This is a genomic window from Rhizobium sp. P32RR-XVIII (genome assembly GCF_012641395.1).
GTDB lineage: Bacteria > Pseudomonadota > Alphaproteobacteria > Rhizobiales > Rhizobiaceae > Rhizobium.
This window is the reverse complement of sequence record NZ_JABAIH010000009.1, coordinates 115,311-137,390: the sequence shown is the minus strand read 5'-3', so window position 1 is coordinate 137,390 and position 22,080 is coordinate 115,311. Positions and strand designations below refer to the sequence as shown.

General features: G+C 60.3%; 17 protein-coding genes and 4 pseudogenes. 5 read left to right on the top strand and 16 right to left on the bottom strand.

Annotation, left to right across the window (positions count from 1 at the left end; translation table 11 throughout):
- Window positions 1-205: 205 nt before the first annotated feature.
- Entirely contained in the window at window positions 206-694 is a 489-nt protein-coding gene (locus HGP14_RS23650) for an ion channel (protein ID WP_168832311.1), read from the bottom strand.
- 96 nt (window positions 695-790) lie between these two features.
- Window positions 791-1,240: pseudogene (locus tag HGP14_RS23645) on the bottom strand (hypothetical protein); the annotation flags it as partial.
- Here HGP14_RS23645 and HGP14_RS23640 point away from each other — a divergent pair.
- Window positions 1,230-1,337 (top strand): annotated as a pseudogene (locus HGP14_RS23640) (DUF2147 domain-containing protein); the annotation flags it as partial. The pseudogenes HGP14_RS23645 and HGP14_RS23640 overlap by 11 nt on opposite strands.
- Before the next feature lie 958 nt (window positions 1,338-2,295).
- Here HGP14_RS23640 and HGP14_RS23635 read toward each other — a convergent pair.
- Window positions 2,296-4,347 (bottom strand): ATP-binding protein, encoded by a 2,052-nt coding sequence (locus tag HGP14_RS23635; RefSeq protein WP_168832382.1) that lies wholly within the window; start codon window positions 4,345-4,347, stop codon window positions 2,296-2,298.
- Window positions 4,331-5,839, bottom strand: a complete 1,509-nt coding sequence (locus HGP14_RS23630; RefSeq protein WP_168832310.1) for an ATPase domain-containing protein — start codon at window positions 5,837-5,839, stop codon at window positions 4,331-4,333. The genes HGP14_RS23635 and HGP14_RS23630 overlap by 17 nt, the downstream gene beginning before the upstream one ends.
- Window positions 5,840-6,102: 263 nt before the next feature.
- Between HGP14_RS23630 and HGP14_RS23625 the strand changes: the two genes are divergently transcribed.
- Window positions 6,103-6,636: a DUF892 family protein gene (locus tag HGP14_RS23625; protein ID WP_312862173.1), complete on the top strand. Its 534-nt coding sequence runs from the start codon at window positions 6,103-6,105 to the stop codon at window positions 6,634-6,636.
- A gap of 114 nt (window positions 6,637-6,750) precedes the next feature.
- Here HGP14_RS23625 and HGP14_RS23620 read toward each other — a convergent pair whose 3' ends face one another.
- The 7 genes and pseudogenes from HGP14_RS23620 to HGP14_RS23590 all read right to left on the bottom strand — a co-directional run bounded on the left by HGP14_RS23620 (window position 6,751) and on the right by HGP14_RS23590 (window position 14,734).
- On the bottom strand, window positions 6,751-6,978 hold the full coding sequence (locus HGP14_RS23620; RefSeq protein ID WP_168832309.1) for a hypothetical protein: 228 nt from the start codon (window positions 6,976-6,978) through the stop codon (window positions 6,751-6,753).
- Between the two features lie 58 nt (window positions 6,979-7,036).
- Window positions 7,037-7,504: an Hsp20 family protein gene (locus HGP14_RS23615; protein ID WP_168832308.1), complete on the bottom strand. Its 468-nt coding sequence runs from the start codon at window positions 7,502-7,504 to the stop codon at window positions 7,037-7,039.
- 170 nt (window positions 7,505-7,674) lie between these two features.
- Complete coding sequence (locus HGP14_RS23610) at window positions 7,675-8,019, bottom strand: hypothetical protein (protein ID WP_168832307.1); 345 nt, start codon at window positions 8,017-8,019, stop codon at window positions 7,675-7,677.
- 210 nt (window positions 8,020-8,229) lie between these two features.
- Window positions 8,230-9,519 (bottom strand): alpha/beta hydrolase, encoded by a 1,290-nt coding sequence (locus tag HGP14_RS23605; RefSeq protein WP_168832306.1) that lies wholly within the window; start codon window positions 9,517-9,519, stop codon window positions 8,230-8,232.
- Window position 9,520: 1 nt separating this feature from the next.
- Window positions 9,521-12,574, bottom strand: a pseudogene (locus tag HGP14_RS23600) (efflux RND transporter permease subunit); the annotation flags it as partial.
- Window positions 12,571-13,668 (bottom strand): efflux RND transporter periplasmic adaptor subunit, encoded by a 1,098-nt coding sequence (locus HGP14_RS23595; RefSeq protein ID WP_168832304.1) that lies wholly within the window; start codon window positions 13,666-13,668, stop codon window positions 12,571-12,573. The pseudogene HGP14_RS23600 and the gene HGP14_RS23595, both read right to left, overlap by 4 nt.
- Window position 13,669: 1 nt before the next feature.
- A complete protein-coding gene (locus HGP14_RS23590; RefSeq protein WP_168832303.1) occupies window positions 13,670-14,734 on the bottom strand; it encodes an efflux RND transporter periplasmic adaptor subunit in 1,065 nt (354 codons plus the stop codon).
- Between the two features lie 377 nt (window positions 14,735-15,111).
- Here HGP14_RS23590 and HGP14_RS36715 point away from each other — a divergent pair, with 377 nt between their 5' ends.
- On the top strand, window positions 15,112-15,411 hold the full coding sequence (locus tag HGP14_RS36715; protein ID WP_409527099.1) for a hypothetical protein: 300 nt from the start codon (window positions 15,112-15,114) through the stop codon (window positions 15,409-15,411).
- Between the two features lie 998 nt (window positions 15,412-16,409).
- Here the strand turns inward: HGP14_RS36715 and HGP14_RS23580 are convergent.
- From HGP14_RS23580 to HGP14_RS23565, 4 genes are all read right to left on the bottom strand, one after another.
- A complete protein-coding gene (locus HGP14_RS23580; protein ID WP_168832302.1) occupies window positions 16,410-17,303 on the bottom strand; it encodes a DUF2092 domain-containing protein in 894 nt (297 codons plus the stop codon).
- A gap of 145 nt (window positions 17,304-17,448) precedes the next feature.
- Window positions 17,449-18,231: a 3-hydroxybutyrate dehydrogenase gene (locus tag HGP14_RS23575; RefSeq protein WP_168832301.1), complete on the bottom strand. Its 783-nt coding sequence runs from the start codon at window positions 18,229-18,231 to the stop codon at window positions 17,449-17,451.
- Window positions 18,232-18,257: 26 nt separating this feature from the next.
- Window positions 18,258-19,016 (bottom strand): acetoacetate decarboxylase, encoded by a 759-nt coding sequence (locus HGP14_RS23570; RefSeq protein WP_168832300.1) that lies wholly within the window; start codon window positions 19,014-19,016, stop codon window positions 18,258-18,260.
- Window positions 19,017-19,042: 26 nt separating this feature from the next.
- Complete coding sequence (locus HGP14_RS23565) at window positions 19,043-20,221, bottom strand: patatin-like phospholipase family protein (RefSeq protein WP_168832299.1); 1,179 nt, start codon at window positions 20,219-20,221, stop codon at window positions 19,043-19,045.
- A gap of 148 nt (window positions 20,222-20,369) precedes the next feature.
- Here HGP14_RS23565 and HGP14_RS23560 point away from each other — a divergent pair, with 148 nt between their 5' ends.
- Window positions 20,370-21,056, top strand: a complete 687-nt coding sequence (locus tag HGP14_RS23560) for a TetR/AcrR family transcriptional regulator (protein ID WP_168832298.1) — start codon at window positions 20,370-20,372, stop codon at window positions 21,054-21,056.
- 67 nt (window positions 21,057-21,123) lie between these two features.
- Window positions 21,124-21,642, top strand: a complete 519-nt coding sequence (locus HGP14_RS23555; protein ID WP_168832297.1) for a hypothetical protein — start codon at window positions 21,124-21,126, stop codon at window positions 21,640-21,642.
- 196 nt (window positions 21,643-21,838) lie between these two features.
- Here the strand turns inward: HGP14_RS23555 and HGP14_RS36710 are convergent.
- Window positions 21,839-22,030 (bottom strand): annotated as a pseudogene (locus HGP14_RS36710) (integrase); the annotation flags it as partial.
- Between the last annotated feature and the right edge of the window lie 50 nt (window positions 22,031-22,080).

The following is a 22,080-nucleotide window of genomic DNA, read 5'->3' as shown; positions in this document are numbered from 1 at the left end:
GCGAACAGGCTGACTGGCTGCCTCTTGCTTTCAAGAAGGTTTGCCACTTGGAAACTGATGGGAACCGACAGTTGGTTAGTCTCGGGATTGCTCGGACGACATCGCTCGCCGCGTAGACGCGGCTCCTCGTCTCGGAGCAAGGGTTTCGACGGAAGCTTGGTCGCACACTTTACAATAACCAGCAACGGCGAAGGCGAGAGCCGACTCATGGCGCCTTGTCCCCCTCCGCTCGCTCCCGCCGCGCCTGCAGTTTGTCGAACTTGCCGACGTCGGTCATGATGCTGACCAGGACGCTTCCCGTCCAACCGAAGGTGAACAAACCGGACATTGCTATGATCGGTCCAAGCAGACGCCACCGATCCGGGAGAGTGACATTGCCCTCCCCAAGCGTCGTATAGCTCTCCAGCACGTAGTAATAGCTGTCGCGCATCGAGGGGATGATATCCCTGACATAGAGGGGAACCGCCCAGAGCAGAGTTTCTGCGAAATGCAGGAGCGCCAGCGCGGCGATCGTCACCGCCAGCACCAGGTTCATTCGCCAGCGCGGCGTGGCGCTCGTGACGTGCGCCCAGAATTTGCTGAACTGAAGGCTGATGCTCCGGATACCCACGCCGTGCACGAAGATGACGACGATCAAAATCACAGTGCCGACGAAGATTTCGAATACCGGGTTCGGGTTCGAAAGATGGTCCAATCGCTAGGTCCTCAGTCTTGTCACCTCCGGTGGAAGGCCCCTTACAAACCTCCCACCGGACAGAAACCAGCACACGCATGTTCCTTCGACCTGGTGCTAGTAGCAGGGAGGATAGGGGTAATATCCGCATGCCGGTGGCGGGTAATAGCGACGATCCTCCGCGACTGCCGCACCGATTGCGGCGCCGGCGACGACGCCTGCACCGTGGTATGCGCCCGGATGCGCATACCACCCGCCACGCCAGACCGGAGCACGCCCTCCGACGGCGACGCCCCCGTACGGACCGCGGGCCGCAAACCAGTCGATGAACAGTGATGCGGGGCCATCGGCTCCGGCGAGATCGCCTTCGAGGACGGCGACCTCAAAGGTCAGGTTTCCGGCCTCAAGCTTCGGTGTCTTCAGGACAACTACCGCATCGGCGACAGAATCTCCCTTGCCGCTCAAGACCGAAATCGTCGCGTTGGGAGGGTCCTTGGCAAAGCTGTCGGCCCCCTCGCCCCATTGCTTGATAAACTCGGAGGTCAGGACATGACCCGCAGACAAGACATACGACGGCTCTCTGACGCTCTCTGGCAACGCACTGAAGCTGAAGGGCTGCGTCCTGAAGGTCGTGTGTGAATCGCAAACCTGGCCCCGCCTCTGAGACCGTCAGGAACTATCACCATAGGGAGATTGTGAAGGTGGGCTCCATCTTATCCCACGAGCGGCTGAAATCCGCGTCAGGCCCGGCATGGGAGGAAGATCGCAAGGTGCCCTTGTCCGCCAGTCCTCACGAGGACCCCGCATCTTGGAGAGGTACTCGTGAGTTAATCAAGCGTGGGTCTTCCACTCGGACCTGACACATCAGCAGCCAGCAAGCCAGACGCTGAACACTCGTCGCTCTTCCGTTGGCGAGTGCCGTACGGCAGTCTGGCACAGCGCTTCGAAATCCTAGATGAAAACGGGGATATCGTCGCGGTTCTTCCGTTTTGGTTCATGGTCCTGGACTGAGTTCGACGAGTAGGTCGTGCCGGAAAATGTTTGCCAGCCGCCGAAACATGCGCGTCATCTGATCGTTCAGTTGTCTGGGGCCGCGTACCGGGGCTTACAGCCCTGCCTCTTCAGCGCCCTTCTGAAAGGTCGCTGGGTCACCCTCGTCTTGCCCCGCTCCGCCGAGGCTTCTTTTTGACCATAACGTAGCGCGCTGGAACGCATTGCCTCCTCGGCTCGTTAGTTTGGCGGATTGCATGTCTTGGCGACGCCCGCCAGCGCATCCAGCCAGCGAAACTGGCGACTTGACCCCGCAGGCACTCTCCACCAGCCGCGGGTCTCTTTTTGTACGCTATCGGACCGGAACGGCGGGTTATCTCAGTCATTGATCGGAATTGCCGCACGGTGGTTTTCCTCACCTCAGCTCGTGCTGATGCCTTTCAGTCTGGCGGCGCGTGGTTTCCGCGTCCCTTACCTGCCCCCTTTGGCGGGACTTTGACCCTCTCTCGCTAATTCGCCGCATTCCCGCCCCACCGGATCGGACGCACGGCACGGGAGCTTCATGACGGAGACCTGCGATGACGACTTTGGGAGGCGGTGGCCTCACTGCGCTATTACCGACCTGATCGGCGCTAACCTTGCAAAGCGTTGGAGATCTCTGTTGCGAGCTGATGCTGGGTGAATGGTTTTCCCAGCCGCACGGCATCAATCTGCGCATCCGACGGCAGGTCCGCGTACCCGGTCGCCATTAGGACCGGCAGACCCGGGTGCAGCTGCCTTGCAACCCTGGCTAGTTCGACGCCGTTCATGCCTGGCATGGAGAAATCGGTGATAAGCAGATCGAACTGCTCGCCGCTCCCGAGTAACTCGAGCGCCTCGGCTCCCGAATGGGCTTCTACAACTTCATGGCCGAGGTCGAGCAACATGTCCGCGGAACTCATGGCAATCAGCACGTCATCGTCGACCAGGAGAACTCGTTTTGATGCGGTATTCGATGCGATGCCAATTGGCCGCTCTTTTTCTTCGACCTCTGCCGCAGTCCCGTTGGCGACCGGTATCCATAGTTCGGCCGTTGTGCCGGCTCCTGGCGTGCTTCTAAGGGTGAAGCGGCCGCCGAGTTGAAGAGCCAAGCCGTGGATCATCGAGAGGCCGAGTCCGGTACCCCTGCCGAGTTCCTTTGTGGAGAAGAAGGGTTCGACCGCCTTTGCAAGAGTCTCCGCGTTCATGCCGGTTCCGCTGTCGGTCACTGACAAGGTGACGTAATGACCGGCCGCAAGGTCAGCGCTGCCCTCTTTCAGCAGGTTCGCAGCCAGTGCGATCTTCAACGAGCCCCCCTCGGGCATGGCGTCGCGGGCGTTGACGGCGAGATTGAGCAAGGCGAGCTCGACTTGGTTGGGGTCGGCGAGAACTGGCGGGAGGTTGTCCGGTAGCTCTCTATCCAAAACAATCATTTGTCCGACGGACCTTCTAAGAAGATCCTCCATGTCCATCACGAGCTTCCGAAGGTCCACGGGTTTGACCTGCAGGTCCTGGCGTCTTGCGAAGGCAAGTAGTCGCTGTGTTAAAGAGGCTCCCCTCCTAGCTCCCTGGAGCGCTCCATCGACCAGTCTGAGCATGCGCTCGTTGCCCGCGACGGCCTTGCGCAGAAGTTCGAGATTTCCGAGCACTGCCATCAGAAGATTGTTAAAATCGTGGGCGACTCCTCCTGTCAGTTTGCCGATCGCCTCAAGCTTCTGGGATTGGCGAAGCTGCTCTTCGGCCCTTTCACGTTGTGCGACCTCGGCCAGGACAGCCGCGTGGGCCGCCTCCAATTCGGCAGTCCGGGCTGCAACCCGCTCCTCCAGGACTTCGTTCATCTTTTGCTGCTGCGCCTGAGTGTTGCGGCGCTCGGTGATGTCCGCCGATACTCCGACCATCTTGACAGCTTCGCCCGCTCTGTTTCGGTAAAGCTGAGCTCTGAGCTCGACCCAGCGGATTGAGCCGTCCGGCCACAGCGTCCTACATTCGATCGCAAAGTCGACACCGGTCTCGATGGTAGCAGCTAAGGCTCCTTGCATCCGTTGAAAATCGTCGGGATAGATGCTGGACAAAAGGTGCTCATATGTGAACGGATCGTCTTGTCCTCTACCAAAGATCGCCCGGCACATCGTCGAGGTCGTCAGTATCCGGCTGCCGAGGGCGAGCTCCCAGGCACCGAGGCTGCCTGCCTCCAGCGCCGTCTGCAGTTGGCGTTCCCCTTCGCGCAGCGCCTCCATGCGAGCGCGCGCTTCATACTGGCGGCGGCGCCCTCGCATTGCCGTATGGGCGACGCTGATGAACGTCGTGGCGTGGAACGGCCTTTCCAGGAAGCTGACGTTGCCAAGGACCTCGGAAAGGCGCGCTGCAGCAGGATTGCGTTCCGGACCGCCACCCCGTTGTGTCAAGACTATGAATGGCATGTCCGACCAGCTCGGCTGCTGCTTTATCCATTCCGACAACGGCTTCAGATCGGCGCTTCGCAGCGCCTCTTCAGTCACGACGACGAAACCAGTAACCTCGTCGAGCTGGCGCAATAGAGAGGGCAGATCGGCTACAGCCTGGCCGGACACACCAGCCTCCTCGAGCAGCGATGCGGCAATTTGCGCGTCCCTTCCGGATGGCGCTAAGATGAGGTTGACTACGGGCTGGTCAGGAATGTTCGCGATCCTCGTTCGAATCCGACAACAAAGAGTGGCCGTCGCCAGCGAAGGTGGGAACGCCTCGGAGAACTCCTTGAAATGCAGAGAGAGGTTCCCCCACCATCAGCCCCCGCTCGCTGATTGAGAATTCCCGGATCGTCTCCTCGTGTCTACCGGTGCGCTTCTTGATGACGGAAACGGCCCTGCGAACTCTGCCAAAGGCTTCGAAGTAACGCAGCAGGATGACCGTGTCAGATAGATAAGTGACATCGATTGGGGATTTCATATCACCGACCAGCCCGTGCTGAGCGACCGTGAGGAAGGTCGCCGCGCCCTGCCGATTCAAGAACTGGAGTAGTTCGTGCATGTGAAGGATGAGTGCGTTCTCCTCGGGCATCGCCGCCTGGTAGCCGTTAATACTATCGATCACGACCGTCTTCGCATCGAAGTCAGCGACACGGTCACGGACCCGCTGTGCAAACTCTCCAGGAGAAACCTCCGAAGCATCGAGCTGTTCTATGTGGATCTTCCCTTCGTCTCTCATACGTTCGAAGTCAAATCCCATGGATTTCGTCCGGGCGAACAAGAGTCCGAGCTCCTCGTCGAAAACGAAGACAGCGGCCCGCTCCCCGCGGTTAACGGCCGCGTCGACGAACTGGAGCGCAAAGAGGCTCTTGCCCGTTCCAGCAGGACCGATCAGCAAGGTACTCGATCCACGCTCAATCCCTCCGCCGAGCAAGCCGTCAAGTTTGGCGACGCCGCTTCCAAGCATACCGCGAGAAAATTCAGCCTTGTGCTCTAGTGCTCGAAGCCGTGGAAAGACCCGGACGCCGCCCGTGTGGATGACGAAGTCGTGAAAGCCACCACGAAAGGATCGTCCGCGGTATTTCATGATCCGCAGACGCCTGCGTTCCGATCCGTATTCCGGCGCAAGCTGTTCAAGATGAATGACACCGTGAACCACGCTGTGAACAGTCTTGTCGAGGGCGTCCGAGGTCATGTCGTCGAGAAGGAGGACAGTGGCTCCCGACTTCGCAAAGAAGTGCTTCAGCGCGAGAATCTGGCGTCGGTAGCGCAATGAACTCTGCGCCAAAAGGCGGATTTCCGAGAGGCTATCGATCACGACGCGGCTGGGGCGGAGCCGCTCAAAAGAGCCGAAGATCATCTTTGTTGTTTCGCCGAGTTCCAAGTCCGAGGAATAGAGAAGACTCTGCTGCTGGTCGGCGTTCAGCAGGCTTTCAGGCGGTACCAGTTCGAAGATCTCGATCTTTTCGTCAAGTTCCAGATTGTGAGACGCCGCGGTACCCCTCAGTTCCTCCTCCGTTTCCGACAGAGTAATGTACAGGCACCTTTCTCCGAGTGCTGCGCCCTCGAGGAGGAACTGAAGGGCGATCGTCGTCTTTCCCGTTCCAGGCGCGCCCTCGAGAAGAAATACATGTCGGCGGGTAAACCCGCCGCAAAGAATTTCATCCAGGCCAGCGATGCCAGTCTTAGCCTCGGTCCTCCGACGGTCGCTCATTTCATTCTCCCATTACCGGCTTCCAGCATTTACGTTCCCCGCTTGCTGCCAAAGTGCCTAAACCTTCCATTTCGACGTCAATGACAATTCGGCCTTCATCCTACAGTCCTTCTAGTTAGCGCCTGGCGATGATCGCTTCCTAACCTAGCCGGCGGTGGACCGATCTCCCGCTCGCGAACTTCTCTCCAAATGATCTCCTTGTTTAGCATTGGTGCCGCCGCATTCTGCCTCATCGTTCGCGCGATCCGGTAAACTTATCTAGGGTGCACCCGCAGAACAGCAATGCACCTGCCGTTGAGCCTTTCGCCGCTTCGGACGATGCTGCATCAGTGGCCATTCGGATAGAAGAATTGCCGACCGGGCTTATGACTTCAATGGTGACGGTTCCCCACATTGAAGGATATGGCTTACCCTTCACCGGGTCGATGGCCGCTCTTGGCCACGCCGTGGCGGGGAGCGAGATTCTGAAGGACGCATTTGCCAACGTCGCTTTCGAGAACGTCTTGATCGCCGCTCACAGGTCCCTGCTCACCATAGCCGAAGTGGGCAATCCTGCGCCGCGACGGCGGGCCTGCAGGCAAACCTCGCCGAAGGATAAGGGGATGGCGGCATGGCTTGACGAGAACTTGGCCACGCTGACGCAAAAATTTCTTTCGCTGAGAGAAGCTGGTGAGACGGCGAAGGTGTATTCAAAGTTTCCTCTCTGGGCCGATCGTCCTTGCGGCAAGCGCCGTATTGTCCGAGCGCGGTCCGTTTTTTTCGGTGTGACGTTTACGAACTGCGGCGAGTTCGTTTGAGACACACAGCCGACGGAAACAAAGACCTAGAGGTGGCATGACGATAGACGATCCTCCACGAAGTAAGAACGGCCGCCCGGTTCACGGGCGGCCGCAACTATACTGTGGTCTGACTCAGAACGCCTGCGTATGACCCTGGTCGCCTTCGACCATGATCCGGAGACTCTCCGGATCGCGAATACCCTGCCGATAAAGCTCGACCAGTGTAGCGGCTATCCGCTTGGCTTCTTCCGAGTCCTTGGCAACTTTAGCCTCCTGAAGAAGTCGATCGAATAGGGGCTGGCAGGCAGCAAGATCGCGCTCATCGAACGGCGCGAGGTTCTTCACATTGATCGTCTTCATGTCTGTAAGCCTCGAGGCTTTTGCCGCCACAGGGACGGCGTCTGCCTTCTGCAGGGTGTTAAGCGACCTGTTGTTCGGCTGCGATCTGCAGAGGCGCCGGAGCCTGGCTGTCGTCGCCAATCGCGATCTTGCGCGGCTTCATCGCCTCCGGGACCTCACGCTTCAGGCAGATATTCAGAAGACCGTTCTTCAGGGAGGCGCTTTCGACCTTCACATGTTCGGCAAGCTCGAACCGCCGCTCGAAGCTGCGGCCGGCCAAACCACGGTGCAGGTATTCGCCCTCAGTCTCCTCAGTCTTCTCGCCCCTCACCATGAGGACGTTGCGTTCCTGGGTGACGTCGAGGTCCCCTTCTCCATAGCCGGCGACCGCCATGATGATGCGATAGGCGTCCTCGTTGGTCTTGACGATATCATAGGGCGGCCATGTCTCCGCCTGAAGACGCTGCGCGTTGTCGAGGAGATTGAAGACGCGGTCGAAGCCGATGCTGGACCGGTAGAAGGGTGCGAAGTCGAACTCTGTTCTCATGACCATATCCTCCGTAAAGCAACATGGAAAGGAGACGCATCGGAAACCTGCGTCTCCGGTATTTCGGCCCCCGTCTGGGCTGCCGCTGAGATCGATTTGGTTTGCCAACTTTCTGGTTTCAAGAGGGTATCCAAGAAAATTTTTGGGAGCGAACAAACACCTGCATGAGACTACTTCAGAGACTGAAAACGGTCTACCGATTCAGCTGCTTTTGCAGCTCTTGGGAAGCGGTATCGAGGCCACCGAGCAGGGACTGAGGAGGCACTCTTTTTAGCCCCGAAGAACCGCGCGAGCCGGGCTAAGCCAAGGCGATCGGCAACCTGGGCGATATCGCGCAAAAAGCCGAAGGCCGGCGGCGCTTGTTCACCATGATGATCATCACCGGCTTCCTTCAGGCAGCTCGCTGCATCGCGTCGTTCACCAGGCGCGAACGCGGGGAAGCGCAGACTGGTCTCCAAGTAATTTTCGGCGATGGCATCCAATATCGCAGCCTTGGAGGGGAAGATTTTGTACACGCTCGCCGGGACTTGCCAAGAAGCCGCGCGACGTCCGTGACGTTTGTCTTCGATGGTCCGTACAGCCGGCAAGGCGACGGTGCCGGCTTTCGACGATCCGGGCGTATTCAGCCCGCGCCCAGCGTCTTACAGTCTTGGTGATTTCCATCGTCCGATCCTAACGAATCCTTGCCAATCGAGGATTCATGCCTTCGGTTGAACGGCTACGGTTCAGTACGAAATCTGCCCGTCCTTTATGGTTGCACCGTCGGAGGTGAGCTCCTCCTTCAGGATCTCTCGCGCCTCCGGGCTGATGACCGCGACTGGCGCCGCGACGGCAAGGCGCGCAGCCGAGCCTGCAAAATTTGCGGCAGTCATCCCGATTTGGTCTGCGACGCTTGCCTTTCCGCCATCCAGGCTCTGCCCGGCCAGCCGCCGCCCGAGCAGGCGCACGATCTCCGGACTATCGGCGAAGGCATTGTGGCCGAGCGGGTCGTTCGTCGCGACGGCGCTGGTGTCGATGACGGAAACGCCGAGTTCGTCGAGAAGGGGCGCATAGGGTCTAAGATCGGAGCCACCGACGCGGTCGACGCCACCCGATAGCCAGCTCGAAACCTCCAGAGCTTTGTCGTGTTTCGACGTCAGGATTGCGAAGTGCGGCCGCTTAGGCCCCATCTCCATGAACTGACGGCGAAATACATCAATGTCGATGTCCGGCGATGCCAGGATGACATTCTTGACCTTCGCCGGGATCGACTTTTCGCGCATGGCGACGCCGCGCAGGGCCTCCGCCGCAAGCCAACCGCCCATGGAGTGAGCGAGGATCGTCACATCGGAGACGTCGGGACTTTTCACAGCCTGGAGGATCAGATCCTCCAGAGCCCGGCGCGAGTAGTTGGCGCTTTCCTTGTCATAAAGGTAGTCGAAGACTCGTCCCCTCGAGGGCCAGGTGAAGAGAATCGGCGCGGCGTCGGTTCCTGAGTCATGGACGATCTGCGCGAAGCGGAATACCGCGTCGGCATAGGTGTTGTTGAATCCATGAACGAAGATGATGACCTGATGCCTTTTGTTTCGGTTCCTTCGGTACCAGTCCAGAGCCTTGTCCTCGGATTGCACCGTGGCGACCTCAGTGACCGCGAACTCCTTTTGCGGGTTGGGCGGCATGCGGGACGGCCACTGCACCTCCCCGATCTTTCGATTCCGGTCGGGAGGTATGGACACATTGACGCTGTTGAGAGAAATCGCCGTCCCGCGATCCCCGGAAAAGAGTTTGCCAGGATCCTCCGACGGCTTGCGCGTCGTAGCGACCAGCATGGTGACCCGAGTTGTGCCGGTCGGGGCCACGGCGAGAGGCTGAAGGACATCTTGCACCCGATTGGCGCAACCCGATGTAATAAGGGACAGGGCCACGAGGACTGGGACGGTTTTGCACGCGCAATGAACGGCGGCGATCGTCGCGGTGAGGCGATATCCGGCGAAACCCTGGGCAATGCGCCCAGGGTGCGAGAGCGGTGACGTCATCTCAGTTCTGCTCGACTTCGCGAGGAATACGGAACCAGGCGACATAGAGCGCCGGAAGGAAGAGAAGCGTCAGCGCCGTGCCGACGACGATCCCGCCCATCATCGCGTAGGCCATTGGACCCCAGAATATCTCGTGCGAGATGGGAATGAGCGCCAGCGTCGCGGCCGCGGCCGTCAGCATGATCGGCCGCATGCGATGCTCGGTCGCCTCAACCACCGCTTTCCATGCCGACATTCCCTCGGCACGTAGCTCCTCGATCTGGACAATCAGGATCACGGAGTTGCGGATGAGGATCCCGACCAGTGCGAGGACGCCGAGGAGTGCGACAAACCCCAAGGGCGAGTTGCTGGCAAGGAGCGCCACGACGACGCCGATGAGCGCCAGAGGGGCCACCGAGAAGACCAGGAGAAGCCTGTGGAAGCTCTGAAGCTGGATCATCAGGAGCGTCGCCATGATGACGAACATAGCAGGCGCCACCTTGGCGATCGGACCCTGCGACTTGGCGCTTTCCTCGACCGCGCCGCCCACTTTGACCGAGTACCCGGCCGGCAGCGTCTTTTCGAAGGCCGCAACCTTGTCGGAGAGCGCCTTCACGACGGTCGCCGGCTGCGTCGCATCGCCGATCCCCGCCTTGATCGTGATGGTCGGAACTCTGTCGCGCCGCCAGATGGTCGGCTGTTCGAGCTCGTAGTGGAAGGTTGCGACCGATGACAGCGGAACGGACTGGCCGCCGCTGCTCTGCAGTTGCAGGTCAAGCAGGGTGTCGATCGAGCCGCGCTCCTTTTCCGCGGCACGGCCGATGACGTCGACCAGATAGATGTCGTCCCGGACCTGCGTCACGGCATTTCCCTGTACGACGGTGTTGAGCGCCATCGCGATGTCCTGGGAGGAGACGCCGAGCTGTCTGGCCTTGTCCTGCAGCACGTCTATCTTCACGACACGGGCCGGCTCGTTCCAGTCGAAGGCAAGGTTCCTGAGGGAAGGATGGGTGCTGACGACCGAGCCCAGCTTCTGTGCCAGGTCGCGCACCGTCTGCAGATTTTCGCCGGACACGCGGTACTGGATCGGCTTGCCGACCGGGGGGCCGATGTCCAGTAGCTTCACGTAGGCGTCCGTTCCCGGAAAGGTCTTCTGAAGGTAGGTTTCCATCTGCCGCTTCAGCTTGTCGCGGACGTCGAGATCCTTGGTGACAATGATCGTCTGGCCGAAGGACACGTCGGCCGGCTGCACGTCGAAGGATAGAAGGAACCGCGGCGCGCCCCTGCCGACGTATGTCGACCAATGTTCGACGCCAGGGTTGCCGGCAAGCATCTCATGCTCGAATTGGGCCATCTGGCGGCTCGTTTCGGCAATCGAACTGTTCTGCGGCAGGTTCCAGTCGATGATCAGTTCAGGACGGTCGGAGCTCGGGAAAAACTGCTGTTGCACCATCGACAAGCCGACGATCGATCCAGCGAAGAGGAGAACTGTTGCGACGATCGTCATCCAGCGCCAGCGCAGGCAGAACTGCAGCAGGCTCGAAAACGCCCTGGCAAAGCGCCCCTTGTGCTTGGCATGCTTCTTCATTGTCTTCGGTAGAATGGTCACGCCAATCAGAGGCGTGAACAAAACCGCGACCACCCACGAAACGACGAGCGACACGGCAATGACGACAAAAAGAGTGAAGGTGAACTCGCCTGCGTTGCTCTTGTTGAAAGCGACAGGAATGAAACCCGCCACAGTTACGAGCGTGCCGGTCAGCATCGGGAAGGCTGTCGAGGTATAGACGTAGGTCGCGGCATTCCTCAGACTGTCGCCAGCTTCCAGCCGCGCGACCATCATCTCGACGGCGATCATGGCGTCGTCCACGAGAAGCCCGAGCGCGATGATCAGCGCTCCGAGCGAGATGCGCTGCAGCGAGATGCCGGTGTAGAGCATCACCAGGAAGGTGATGGCGAGAACCAGCGGGATCGCAACCGCCACAACCAGGCCAGCCCTCATCCCGAGGCTGATGAAGCTGATCGCGAGCACGATCGCGACCGCTTCGAACAGGGCCCTTGTGAAGCCCCCCACTGCCTCGTCGACCACTTTCGGTTGGTCGGAAACCTGTTCGACCGAGACGCCGACGGGAAGGTTCTCAACGATCCTGCTCATCGTCTTGTCGAGCGCTTCGCCGAAGGCAAGGAGGTTGCCGCCGGTCTTCATGCCGATCGCGAGCCCTATGGCCGGCTTTCCGTTGAAGCGGAAGAGCGAAGTTGGCGGGTCGACGTAGCCGCGCGTGATGGTGGCGACGTCCGTCAGCGGGAAAAAGCGGTCGTTGACCCTGAGATTGATCCTACGCAAGGTCTCTTCGGAGATGAACCGCCCGCCGACCCGCAAGGCGACGCGCTCCGGCCCGGTTTCGACAAAACCGGACTGCGTGACGGCGTTTTGCGCCTGCAACGTGGCGATGATGGCGGAGCGGTCGATGCCGAGGGCGGCGATCTTGCGGGTGGAGAATTCGAGGTAGATCACCTCGTCCTGCGCACCGACCACGTCGACCTTGCCGACGTCGCGGATCTTGAGGATTTGCGTTCGGGCGTTCTCGGCGAAATCGCGCAGCTCCCGCTGGCTAAGTCCGCTATTGCCCATGAAGGCAAAGATATTGCCGTACACGTCGCCGAACTGGTCATCGAAGAACGGTCCGACCACGCCTTGGGGAAACTCGTAGGTGATGTCGTCGATTAGATTGCGGACGCGCGACCAGGTGGGCTTCACATCCCGCGCGTTCGTATCCGGCAGCAGGTCGACGAAGACGATCGTCTGACCGGCGGTCGTGATGCTGCGTGTGTGTTCGAGGTTGTCGAGTTCCTGCAGCTTCTTTTCGATGCGGTCGGTGACCTGCTGTGTCACCTCCTCAGCGGAAGCGCCCGGCCACCGGGCCTGGATCACCATCGTCTTGATCGTGAAGGACGGATCCTCTTCGCGACCGAGCCCGAGATAGGCGAAGGTGCCCGCTACCGCGAACATGATCATGAAATACCAGACGAGAGAACGATGCTCGAGCGCCCAGTCCGAAAGGTTGAATTTTTTTACGGGCGTAGCTCCGGTGCGAGTTTCACTTTCTGTCCATCGACAAGTTGGTCGATTCCGGCGACGACAATCTCTTCCCCTTCCCGCAGGCCCGATAGAACCTTGACGGAACGGGCGCCGGACGCCGGGTCATCCAGTTCAACCGGTCGCTTAGCCACGGTGGCTGTCGAGCGATCCACCACCCAGACCTGGATGGCGCCGCCTTCGCTGCGGATGGCGAAGACCGGTAGCGCGATGGCCTGTGTCCTTTCATCGACAAACGGCGTCGCGGTCACCACGGCGCCGAGTCGGAAGATGTCGGGCCCCTGATCGATGGCGATCTTCAGCCGATAGGTGCGGGTGTTCGGATCGGCCTGAGGCGCGATCTCGCGGACGACGCCAATGGCTTGAATCTTGCTGTCGAGCTGGAGGGCGACGCTGAAGCGGTCGTCCAGGCGAATGTTACTGAACTGCGCCTCCGGAACGTCGACGATCACGTCGCGCTGTTCGAGGCGTGCCAGCTTCACGACCGGCTGGCCGGCAGAGACGGTCTGGCCCATCTCTACGAACGCGGCGGTGATGACGCCATCGAACTCGGCCCTCAGCTCGGAGTAGCCAAGCTGCTCATGCGCCTTCGCAAGGCTTGCCGTTGCTTTCGCAGCATTGGCGGTAGCCGACTTGAGCTGCTGTTCGGCAAGATCGTGATCGGCAACGCTTGCCGCATGGCTCTGCATGAGCCTTCTCTTTCGCGTCTCGGTCGTCTCGGCGTTCTCCAACTGCGCCTGGGCGTTGCGCAGATCGGCTTCGGCGCTCTTGACGGCGAGCTGCAGCGTGAGCGGATCGATCTCCGCGAGGACATCGCCCTTGTGCACCAGGTCGCCGACGTCGACCTTGCGAGACACCATTCGCCCCAGCGTTCGGAACGCCAGATCGGTCTCGATACGGGCGCGTACGATGCCAGGCAAGCTTGCCGCCTGGTTGCTTTCGGCCGCGGCTATGACGACTTTAACTGGACGAGGACCCGACTGCTCTCTTGCGACGGAGTTCTGATCGCAGCCTGCAAGAAGCGACACAGACAGAAGAAGCGGGAGAGAGGTGCATATGCGATTGAGAGTCATCTCACTTGCCATCCCAGGCGACTGCCTGGCCTTCCTTGAGGAACTTTCCACCTTCGGTCACGACCAGATCGTGCGGGGCGACGCCGCCCGTGACGACGAAATCGCTCTGGCGGTATCGGCCGACAGAGATCTTCCGGAGCGAAACCGAGTGGTTTTTGCCGTTCACGAGCCACACGGCGGGTTCGCCTTCGGCTGATGCGATCGCGGTGTAGGGCAGCACGATTCCGTCGCGCGGCGCGGCCCGCAGCTTGCCCACCACGGGCGTCCCGAGCGGCCATTGCGCGGCTTCTTGGAGCCCCACCTTGATCCGGATCGTGCCACCCTTCCCATCTATGACGGGTGAAACCTCGCGTATGTTGCCATGGACGTCGCGGGAGGGGTCCGACACCGGTACCACCTCGACGTCCTTCAACGGCCGGCCATCCAGGAAGAACGCCTCGAAGACATCGAACACTGCGTCTCGGGGACCGTCATGGGCGAGCGTGAAGGCAGCCTGCGCCGCTGACACCACCTGCCCGGCTTCGATGCCGCGCGCTGTGATGATGCCGTCCGCGGCGGCCCTCAACTCGGTGTAGGATAGAGCGTCCTCGGCAGTCGCAAGCGCGGCCTCGGCGGCCTCGAGGGAAGACTGCGCGCTCAGCAGCTCCTTCTGCGCATCGTCAAAGATCGCCCGCGGGACAGCCTGCGACCTCAGGAGCGACGTCGCACGGTCGAAGGCCAGTGTCTTCTGTGTACGGACGGCCTGCGCCGACTCCAGCGCGGCGCGGGCGACGCTGACGTCCGCCTGCTGTTCCGTGTCGTTAAGGCGGGCAAGAACGTCGCCGGCGTGGACATGCGATCCGATGTCCACCCTTCTCTCAAGAACCCGGCCGCTGACGCGAAAGGAGAGCTCGGTCTGAACCCTGGCCTTCATCTCGCCGGTGATTTCCGCACCGGGTTGATACTGAGCCTCGGCGGCCGCGACGACACGGACCTGCTGCTGTGGCGGCGCCACTTCAGCTTTGTCTTCGCAGGCAGCCAGAACTGCGCAGGCGAGACCAATTCCCAGCAATCGAAAGGACTGCATTTTTGCTCCGGTAAGGTTGCGAAGAGAGCCACGTTGTTGATCGGCCAGCTTCAATCTGCTGCGTTAAAAGGCCACTGCCAGATGTTGACAATGCCCACTTATTGGCAAAAGTAGGCGATGTCAACATCCTTCGGATCAAAAATGTTGACACGCGCAACATTGATTCAAGTTGAACAGGTAAGACCAAATCACCGGCAAGGGTCCTGAGCGGGCCACCACAGGTGTACCCCCGATGTTGTCAAACGAATCGGAAAGAAAACATCGCGGGCGGAGCAGAAGGCAAGGCGGCCTCGTGAAATACTGGAGGCCGCGTTTGAGGAGTTTGCGAGGAGAGAATATAAGGAACTCCGGCTAAAGACGTCGCAACCCGCTCGGGAATAACAAAGGGAACGGTCTACCTCTATTTTCCGACCAAGGACGTTCTTTTCCAGGAAATGCTTCGGAACAACTCCGCTTCATCCGCGGATCTAGCGACCGCCATCGACAGCCTTCGGGAATCCTGCGCCGACCGATTACGGGCCCTGCTGCGAAGGCCGGATATGTCGTGCGACATCCGGCCTCAGCCTCTTCCACATGCCGAGCTGAATCTAATTTCCACTAGAAGCGCGATTGTAATCCGACGGCGGGACTTCGCCCGTGACCAAGATGTTTCCCTGGATCTTATAGACGATTCGTAGATTGGCGGCGGCAGCCTGAAGCCAACCGACCGCATCTTCCGATGTCCATGCCGTGCCCTCCGGCGGCAGGCTCTCAAACAGGCCGGCAATTAGAGGATTGACAGACTGGGAACTGCCATTGCCGCCGCTCTGGTTCGAGCCGCCCTCTCCGCTGCCAACAGGCCGGTCGGAGCGGCTCTGATCGGAAGAGGTCGCATATTCTCCGCCAGATGAGCCTGAAGACCTGGTGTGAGACGAACCTGAAGAACCCCCGTGAGATGAACCCGACGACGCCGCGTTAGCGGAGCCCACGCTGCCTTGGGACGAACTCGATGACGCTGCGCCATAGGAACCCGTAGAGGATCCAGACTGATCTCCATAGGAAGAGTAAGTCCTTCCGCCGGCGCTCGAGGCGGTGGCCGCACCAGTGACGACGCCCGCCGCATACCCGCCTAGGACGTACGCGTCGCGGCGATTGTATCCACGCCCATAGTCTCCACCGCCATACTCTCCCGGACCATAGTCGCCTACACCATGGTCTCCACGACCATAGTATCCACGGCCAAAGTATCCATTGCGATTGCCCGAGATCTTGAGATCGCCAGAGTTGTTGACGGTAAGGTTGCCCGAGTCCTTCGCGACGATATTGCCCCCGGAGTTCATGAAGGTGCGGTTTCCATTGATGTTACCCCCCGAGTTAACGGTGTTGCGGACGCTTCCGGACAGGTTGCTCCCTCTGTGGCTTGGACCTTCCGCCAATCGCCCCTTTGCGCCGCCGACATCTGGCATACGAGTACGTGGGTTCACTGGTGGACGGTTCTGCGCGCCCACCGGCGGCCGACCGTGGCTCGCCATCGGCGGACGTGGGGGGCCGCCCGGCCCTGCCGACGGAAAATGGGGTGGCCCTCCAGACGGGAGGGGTGGCGGACCTCCGGGTGGCGCAAACTGACCGAAGGCAACGTCCGATGTGATGGCCGTCAAAGCGAGAAAAGCAAGGCAGGTGCGCTTCAGATAGTTCATCACCTGCTCCCTTCCGTTCCCGACGCGACGGCTGGTGTCGGATCGATCTTTTTCACATCCGCAGGAGGCGCAAACGTGAATTCGGAGTCGGACAGAGGCGGCTGGGTCTTCCAACTGGTGAATTCGGCAACGAAGCTTGGTTGGCCCTGCAGCAACGGATAGGTGACGACCAGACGATGCGGCGTCGCCGCGTCATTCTTCTCGACCCACAATTCCACATCGATGCCGGACTTCTGTGAGAAAAGCAGATGCCGGCACTCGACACCGTCGACATTGGCGGTCCCTACCTGTGAGGCGGACAAGGCGTCCCCTAGCAGCACTGTGTCCGGAGAGCCCGCAAAAAGCGCGCCGAGCGGAAAATCGACGTCCAGCTTGGTTGCGACCTCGTCGAGCGCGGACGGTATGTCGCCCGACGCGGAGATCGTCATGTATTTCTTGCTATCAGGAAAGAAGACCGAGGCCGTCGTGCCGTCGTAGAATAGATCGTGTCTGCCGTCATCGCCGACAAACTCGACGGCGATCCGATCGGGCCGGCGGGCGGCGATTTTGATCGTATGGAAGATGTGAAGCGGTTGTCCGAATTCGTCCAGATAGACGCTAACCGTTCTTGCCGTGACCGACAAGTCCCTCGCATGCAGGGTCTTTCCCATCTGCGAAACGGCAGTCGCTGCCTCGTCGCTGATCGCCGGTTTCACCGGCGGGGGCTGGTCATCTGCTCGGGCTGTCGGCAGCGCGGCGAATCCTACGAACATGCCGAGCGCAGTGGTCTGGACGGCCTTCCGCAGTATCTCAGTCACTCCTCGCATGCCTACGACATCGACGGAGCGGCTCGTGGCCACCGAACGTCGTTGGGCGTGCGAGAAGACCCGCCGCAAATCATTGAAGACTGCCATGTTCATTTCCTTTGATACTAAAGAACGAGAGAGCGCCAGGCCACTGCGGCTCGTCGCGAGGTAGAGCTGGTCCAGGGTGCAGAAGTTCCTGTCCCACGGCGTCACAAGGGGTGTCGTCGTTCGTTCGTCTGTTCGCGATTTGATCCTACTGCATGAACCAGCCGTGGCTCACGACCAGCGACTGACCCGTCACGGCGTTCGAACTAGCCGCCGCGAAATAGAGAACGGCGTCGGCCACGTCATCGGTGCTGGTGAACTCGCCGTCGACCGTGTCCTTGAGCATCACCGTCTTGACTACCTGCTCCTCGCTGAGGCCGAGTTCCCGCGCCTGCTCGGGGATCTGTTTGTCGACGAGCGGCGTGCGAACGAAGCCGGGGCAGACCACGTTGGCCGTGACGTTGTGCTCGGCTCCTTCCTTTGCGAGCACCTTGGCCAGTCCGATCAGACCGTGCTTCGCCGTGACATAGGGCGCCTTCAGCTTCGAGGCTTCCTTGGAGTGCACAGAACCCATGTAGATCACCCGGCCGTAATTGGCGGCATACATGTGCTTGAGGCAGGCGCGGGTGGTCAAAAAGGCGCCGTCGAGATGGATCGAAAGCAGCTTTCTCCAGTCAGCAAAGGGAAAGTCGACCAGCGGCCTGACGATCTGGATGCCAGCATTGCTGACGAGCACGTCGACCTTGCCGAACATGGCGACCACGTCGTCAACGGCCTTTTCCACCTGCTCCTCGTCGGCGACGTTCATCGCAACGGCGAAGGCATCGCTGCCCTTGCTTTTGATCTCGGCGGCCGTTGCGTTCGCTGCGTCGAGATTAAGGTCGGCGATTACGGGAATGCCGCCTTCGGCGGCGAACCGAAGCGCTATCTCTTTGCCGATGCCGCTTGCGGCTCCTGTGACAATCGCCACTCGTCCATCAAATCGAGTCATGGATAGTTCCTTTCAATTGCAAGAGATCAGTCGTTTTGGAAGTAATCGAACACGACCTCGCCGAGGCCGAGCGTCAGGTCGGCAACGTAATGGCTGGCCGACGTGACCTCGCGCACAGGTAGACGCGCGACGTAGCACATTGCGTGATCGAACAATTGCACGGCCGCCGGCCCTGCCCATGCGCCCTTCAGCGTCACATCCTCGAGATAGTAGCGCACCAGTTCGCAAATCCGCGGCGAACCGTCCACGTGCGGGATGACCTTCAGCACGAAGGCTGGCTTCGCCATCGCTTTTGCCAGCGGCTCCAGCGGGAGCTCGCGATGCTTGTAGCCCATGGTCGCCGTCACGCACAAAACCGAGCCGTAGTGGAGCGTCCCGACCAGCGTCTCCTGCTCGTGCGACAGCTTCGGAGTCGCCAGTTTCTTTGGAAAGCCCCAAATCTCGCGGCCGCCGGCGATCGGAGAGTTGTCGTCAAGATACATGGCATGCACGTAGCTGCCTTCCTGCACCCTGCCCGATGACGTCGTGAACCGCACCGGAATGACCTGCCCGGTTTCCGTATAGTCGCCGAAGCCGGTCGAATCCGGCATGCGGATGAATTCATAAGCGACAGTGTCGCCGATGACTTCCAGCGGCTCCGGCACGAGAGCGCGAAGGGCCTCCGGATCGGTCCGGTAGTTGATGACGACAAATTCGCGGTTGTAGAACTTGTAGGGTGGCCTCGGATAGGCGGGGTTGTTGAGCGGCATCGCGAAGGCATTCTCGCGGACTGTGGCGATCTTCATGTCGTGCTCTTCTCTTTGGTGAAAACTCAATCGAAGTCGAAAATAGCCACACCGTCCGGCGTGTCGGGCCGCTGCAGCACCTCGGGGTGGCGCAGTGTTCGAAGGGCGTCGTTGTAGCCGGAGGTCCAGTGCTCCTCCATGGTCAGGCGGGAGAACTCGTAATCCTTGGAGCTAGCTTCGTAGTTCTTGGCCCGGTACACGAGCTGGACGATGTTGTAGACCTTCTCGTCGGCCTGATCGACGAGAAGCTTGATCTCCGGATCGGCCCGCAGCAGCGCGTCCTTGGGGACGAGTTCGACCAGATGACCTAGGGCGCGACGCAGCCGCTGCTGCGACCTGAATTGGTCGGTCGCCACGCGCGTGCGGCTCGAGAAGCGGATATCCTTCTGCCGCAGTTCGATTCCAAGGAGGTCACGCGGGAACTCGCCCCGCGCGCTCCAAAGGTCGACCTGAAAGGCCAGCGTGTCCTGGCGCGGCGAGTTGTCGAGCACCCATTGCAGCGGCGTGTTCGATACGAGGCCCCCGTCCCAGTAACACTCGCCGTCAATCCTAGCGGCAGGGAAGCCGGGCGGCAGGGAGCCGCTCGCCATGATGTGTTCGGGGCGGATATCGTGGCTCGTGGTGTCGAAATACTCGAAGTTGCCAGTGCGTACGTTGACGGCGCCGACGCTGAAACGCATGACTCCCGCGTTGATGCGGTCGAAGTCCACCAGCCGCTCCAGCGTCGCCTTGAGCGGTGCGACGTCGTAGAAGCTTTCCGCCTCGATACGACCGGCGGATGAAAAGAAAGGTGGAACCGGACGGGGCGTGAAGAACCCCGCGGCGCCGTTCATAAGGGTTGCGAAGGCGTGCGTCTGATTGAGCAGGCCACGCGCGAAGTCACCCTGGAACCCTATCGCTCCAAAAATTGCCGAAAAGAGAGTGGGAAATCCGTGAGCAGGGCCAGTTACCGTCTCCCAGAAGCTCCGGAGCGCCTCCACTCGCCTGTCGGGCGGATTGCCGGCAATCAGGGCGCTGTTGATGGCGCCGATGGAGATGCCGGCGACCCAGTCCGGATGCAGACCGGCTTCGGCCAGAGCTTGATAGACGCCGGCCTGATAGGAACCGAGCGCCCCGCCACCTTGCAACAAAAGAGCAATACGCTCGAACGGAGGACGCTCCTTTGTGCGGTGCGTTTTGCGTCCGACGGAATGATGAATATCCATGAAGTGTCGCCTCTGTTGCTGGTTCGCGCTGCCTTCCGGAAGATGGAGCGCATGTTGACATCGCCCACTTAAGGGTTAAAGTGGACAATGTCAACATCTTCCAAGCAAAATGTTGACAAGAGCAACTTGACTCTCTAAACGGACGGATATGACCCAAGACATTTCCACCAGAGAACAGCGGCCCTATCACCACGGCGACCTTCACAGGGCGATTGTCGAGGCCGCGCTCGACGTGTTGAGCGAGTCTCAAAGCACGGAGTTTTCGCTTCGGGAGCTCGCCCGCCGGGCGGGCGTCAGTCACAACGCCCCGTACAAGCACTTCGCCGACAAGCGCGAATTGCTGGGAGCCGTTTCTGCGGTGGGATTCGAACTGCTGGCCGAGCGCATGGCCGACGCTACGAAGGAACTCGACAGTCCTCGCCAGAGGCTGGCAGCCATGGCGCGCGCATACGTCGGCGGCGGCGTCAACAATCCGGCGCTCTACAGATTGATGTTCGGGGGCTACCTCGCCGGTCAGGACGAAGGGCGTCCCGCGATCGAAAGAACCGCGGCCTACAACATGAAAGCCCTTATAGTTGCGGCGATTTCCGACGGCGCTCTCGGGCGTCCAATTGCAGATAACGAGGCCAATACCCGCACCATCGATGGAGCGATCCTCGTTTTTTGGTCACAGATGCACGGTCTGACTTTATTGCTGGCGGACCGCCTCGTCGGGCCCGGCGACAAGATGGAGGAGCTGACCGAGAACGTCCTGCATGCAATGCTCGACGGGTTGGTGAACAGCATCCCCGCAGTGCCGGAAGGCGTTTGGATAGGCCCTCCGCTAGCAGGATAGAAGTACTGATGACGCCGGGCACGTAGCTTGTCGGCCGCGCCGCTTTCGATCCGAGAGGAGAATTCTCATGGACCCATACATCTCTGCCCTCATGGGCCTCGCCGGCGTCGCACTCGGAGGTCTCGCCTCGTTCGCCACCGCCTGGATGACGCATCGGTCCCAGGTGAGGGAAAAGCATCGCGAGGTCGAGGTGGCCAAACGCGAAAAGCTGTTTTCGGATTTCATAGCCGAAGCCACGCGGCTTTACGGCGATGCGATAAGCCATCAGAAGGATGACGTCTCGGACCTAGTGCTTCTTTATGCATTGGTCGCTCAAATGCGCCTGATTTCATCACGACCGGTCGTGGACGCGGCCGAACTGGCGATGGCGAGGATCGTCGAAACCTACCTGACCCCCAATCGCTCGCTCTCTGAAATGCGCGACCTCGCGCAGTCCGGCGCGATGAACTTTCTCCTGGATTTCGGCGAGGCTTGCCGCGCGGAACTGGCGGGAGGGCGCGCCGCATCTTCCGCGATGGGGTACTATAAACCTCGCGAACGTGATAAGGCCCAACATCCCAAGCCTTCACTTTTATCAGCTCACTGAACCAACTTGGTTTCCCTCCGGGCCCACCACCTTTTATCCATCTCAACGGGTTAACCAATTATCCATCTCAACGGGTTAACCAAGAAAATCACAAACGAATCAATACGTGACTCGTGGATTGGACTACTTCTCCCTCTCTCGAATCCTTCGGATTTGCGCCGCCGCCTCCGCGGCGCGTAGAGCCATAGGCGTCGCGTCAAGCTTCTTGAGATATATCTGAGTTGTCCCGAATATTTTTATGCCCCAGCGCTTTTTGGACGGCGAAAGGATCGGCGCCGCCCTCGGCCATTTCATTGGCGTAGCTCGTGCGCGGGCCATTTAGGGTGTAACCCGGCGGGATACCTGCTTGCTCGCACCAAACTGCCCTCTGGTTCGTGAGGCTCCTTCGGGAGAACGGCTTGCATAGTGCGTCTTAAGGATGGTGCCGCCGTTGGTCTG

What these genes read in the sequence shown, in the direction of transcription:
- HGP14_RS23580 (WP_168832302.1), bottom strand. Translation starts at nt 17,303, where the DNA reads ATGGCAGTCTTCAATGATTTGCGGCGGGTCTTCTCGCACGCCCAACGA.
- HGP14_RS23575 (WP_168832301.1), bottom strand. Translation starts at nt 18,231, where the DNA reads ATGACTCGATTTGATGGACGAGTGGCGATTGTCACAGGAGCCGCAAGC.
- HGP14_RS23590 (WP_168832303.1), bottom strand. Translation starts at nt 14,734, where the DNA reads ATGCAGTCCTTTCGATTGCTGGGAATTGGTCTCGCCTGCGCAGTTCTG.
- HGP14_RS23570 (WP_168832300.1), bottom strand. Translation starts at nt 19,016, where the DNA reads ATGAAGATCGCCACAGTCCGCGAGAATGCCTTCGCGATGCCGCTCAAC.
- HGP14_RS23555 (WP_168832297.1), top strand. Translation starts at nt 21,124, where the DNA reads ATGGACCCATACATCTCTGCCCTCATGGGCCTCGCCGGCGTCGCACTC.
- HGP14_RS23565 (WP_168832299.1), bottom strand. Translation starts at nt 20,221, where the DNA reads ATGGATATTCATCATTCCGTCGGACGCAAAACGCACCGCACAAAGGAG.
- HGP14_RS23615 (WP_168832308.1), bottom strand. Translation starts at nt 7,504, where the DNA reads ATGAGAACAGAGTTCGACTTCGCACCCTTCTACCGGTCCAGCATCGGC.
- HGP14_RS23620 (WP_168832309.1), bottom strand. Translation starts at nt 6,978, where the DNA reads ATGAAGACGATCAATGTGAAGAACCTCGCGCCGTTCGATGAGCGCGAT.
- HGP14_RS23630 (WP_168832310.1), bottom strand. Translation starts at nt 5,839, where the DNA reads ATGAGCGACCGTCGGAGGACCGAGGCTAAGACTGGCATCGCTGGCCTG.
- HGP14_RS23595 (WP_168832304.1), bottom strand. Translation starts at nt 13,668, where the DNA reads ATGACTCTCAATCGCATATGCACCTCTCTCCCGCTTCTTCTGTCTGTG.
- HGP14_RS23560 (WP_168832298.1), top strand. Translation starts at nt 20,370, where the DNA reads ATGACCCAAGACATTTCCACCAGAGAACAGCGGCCCTATCACCACGGC.
- HGP14_RS23605 (WP_168832306.1), bottom strand. Translation starts at nt 9,519, where the DNA reads ATGACGTCACCGCTCTCGCACCCTGGGCGCATTGCCCAGGGTTTCGCC.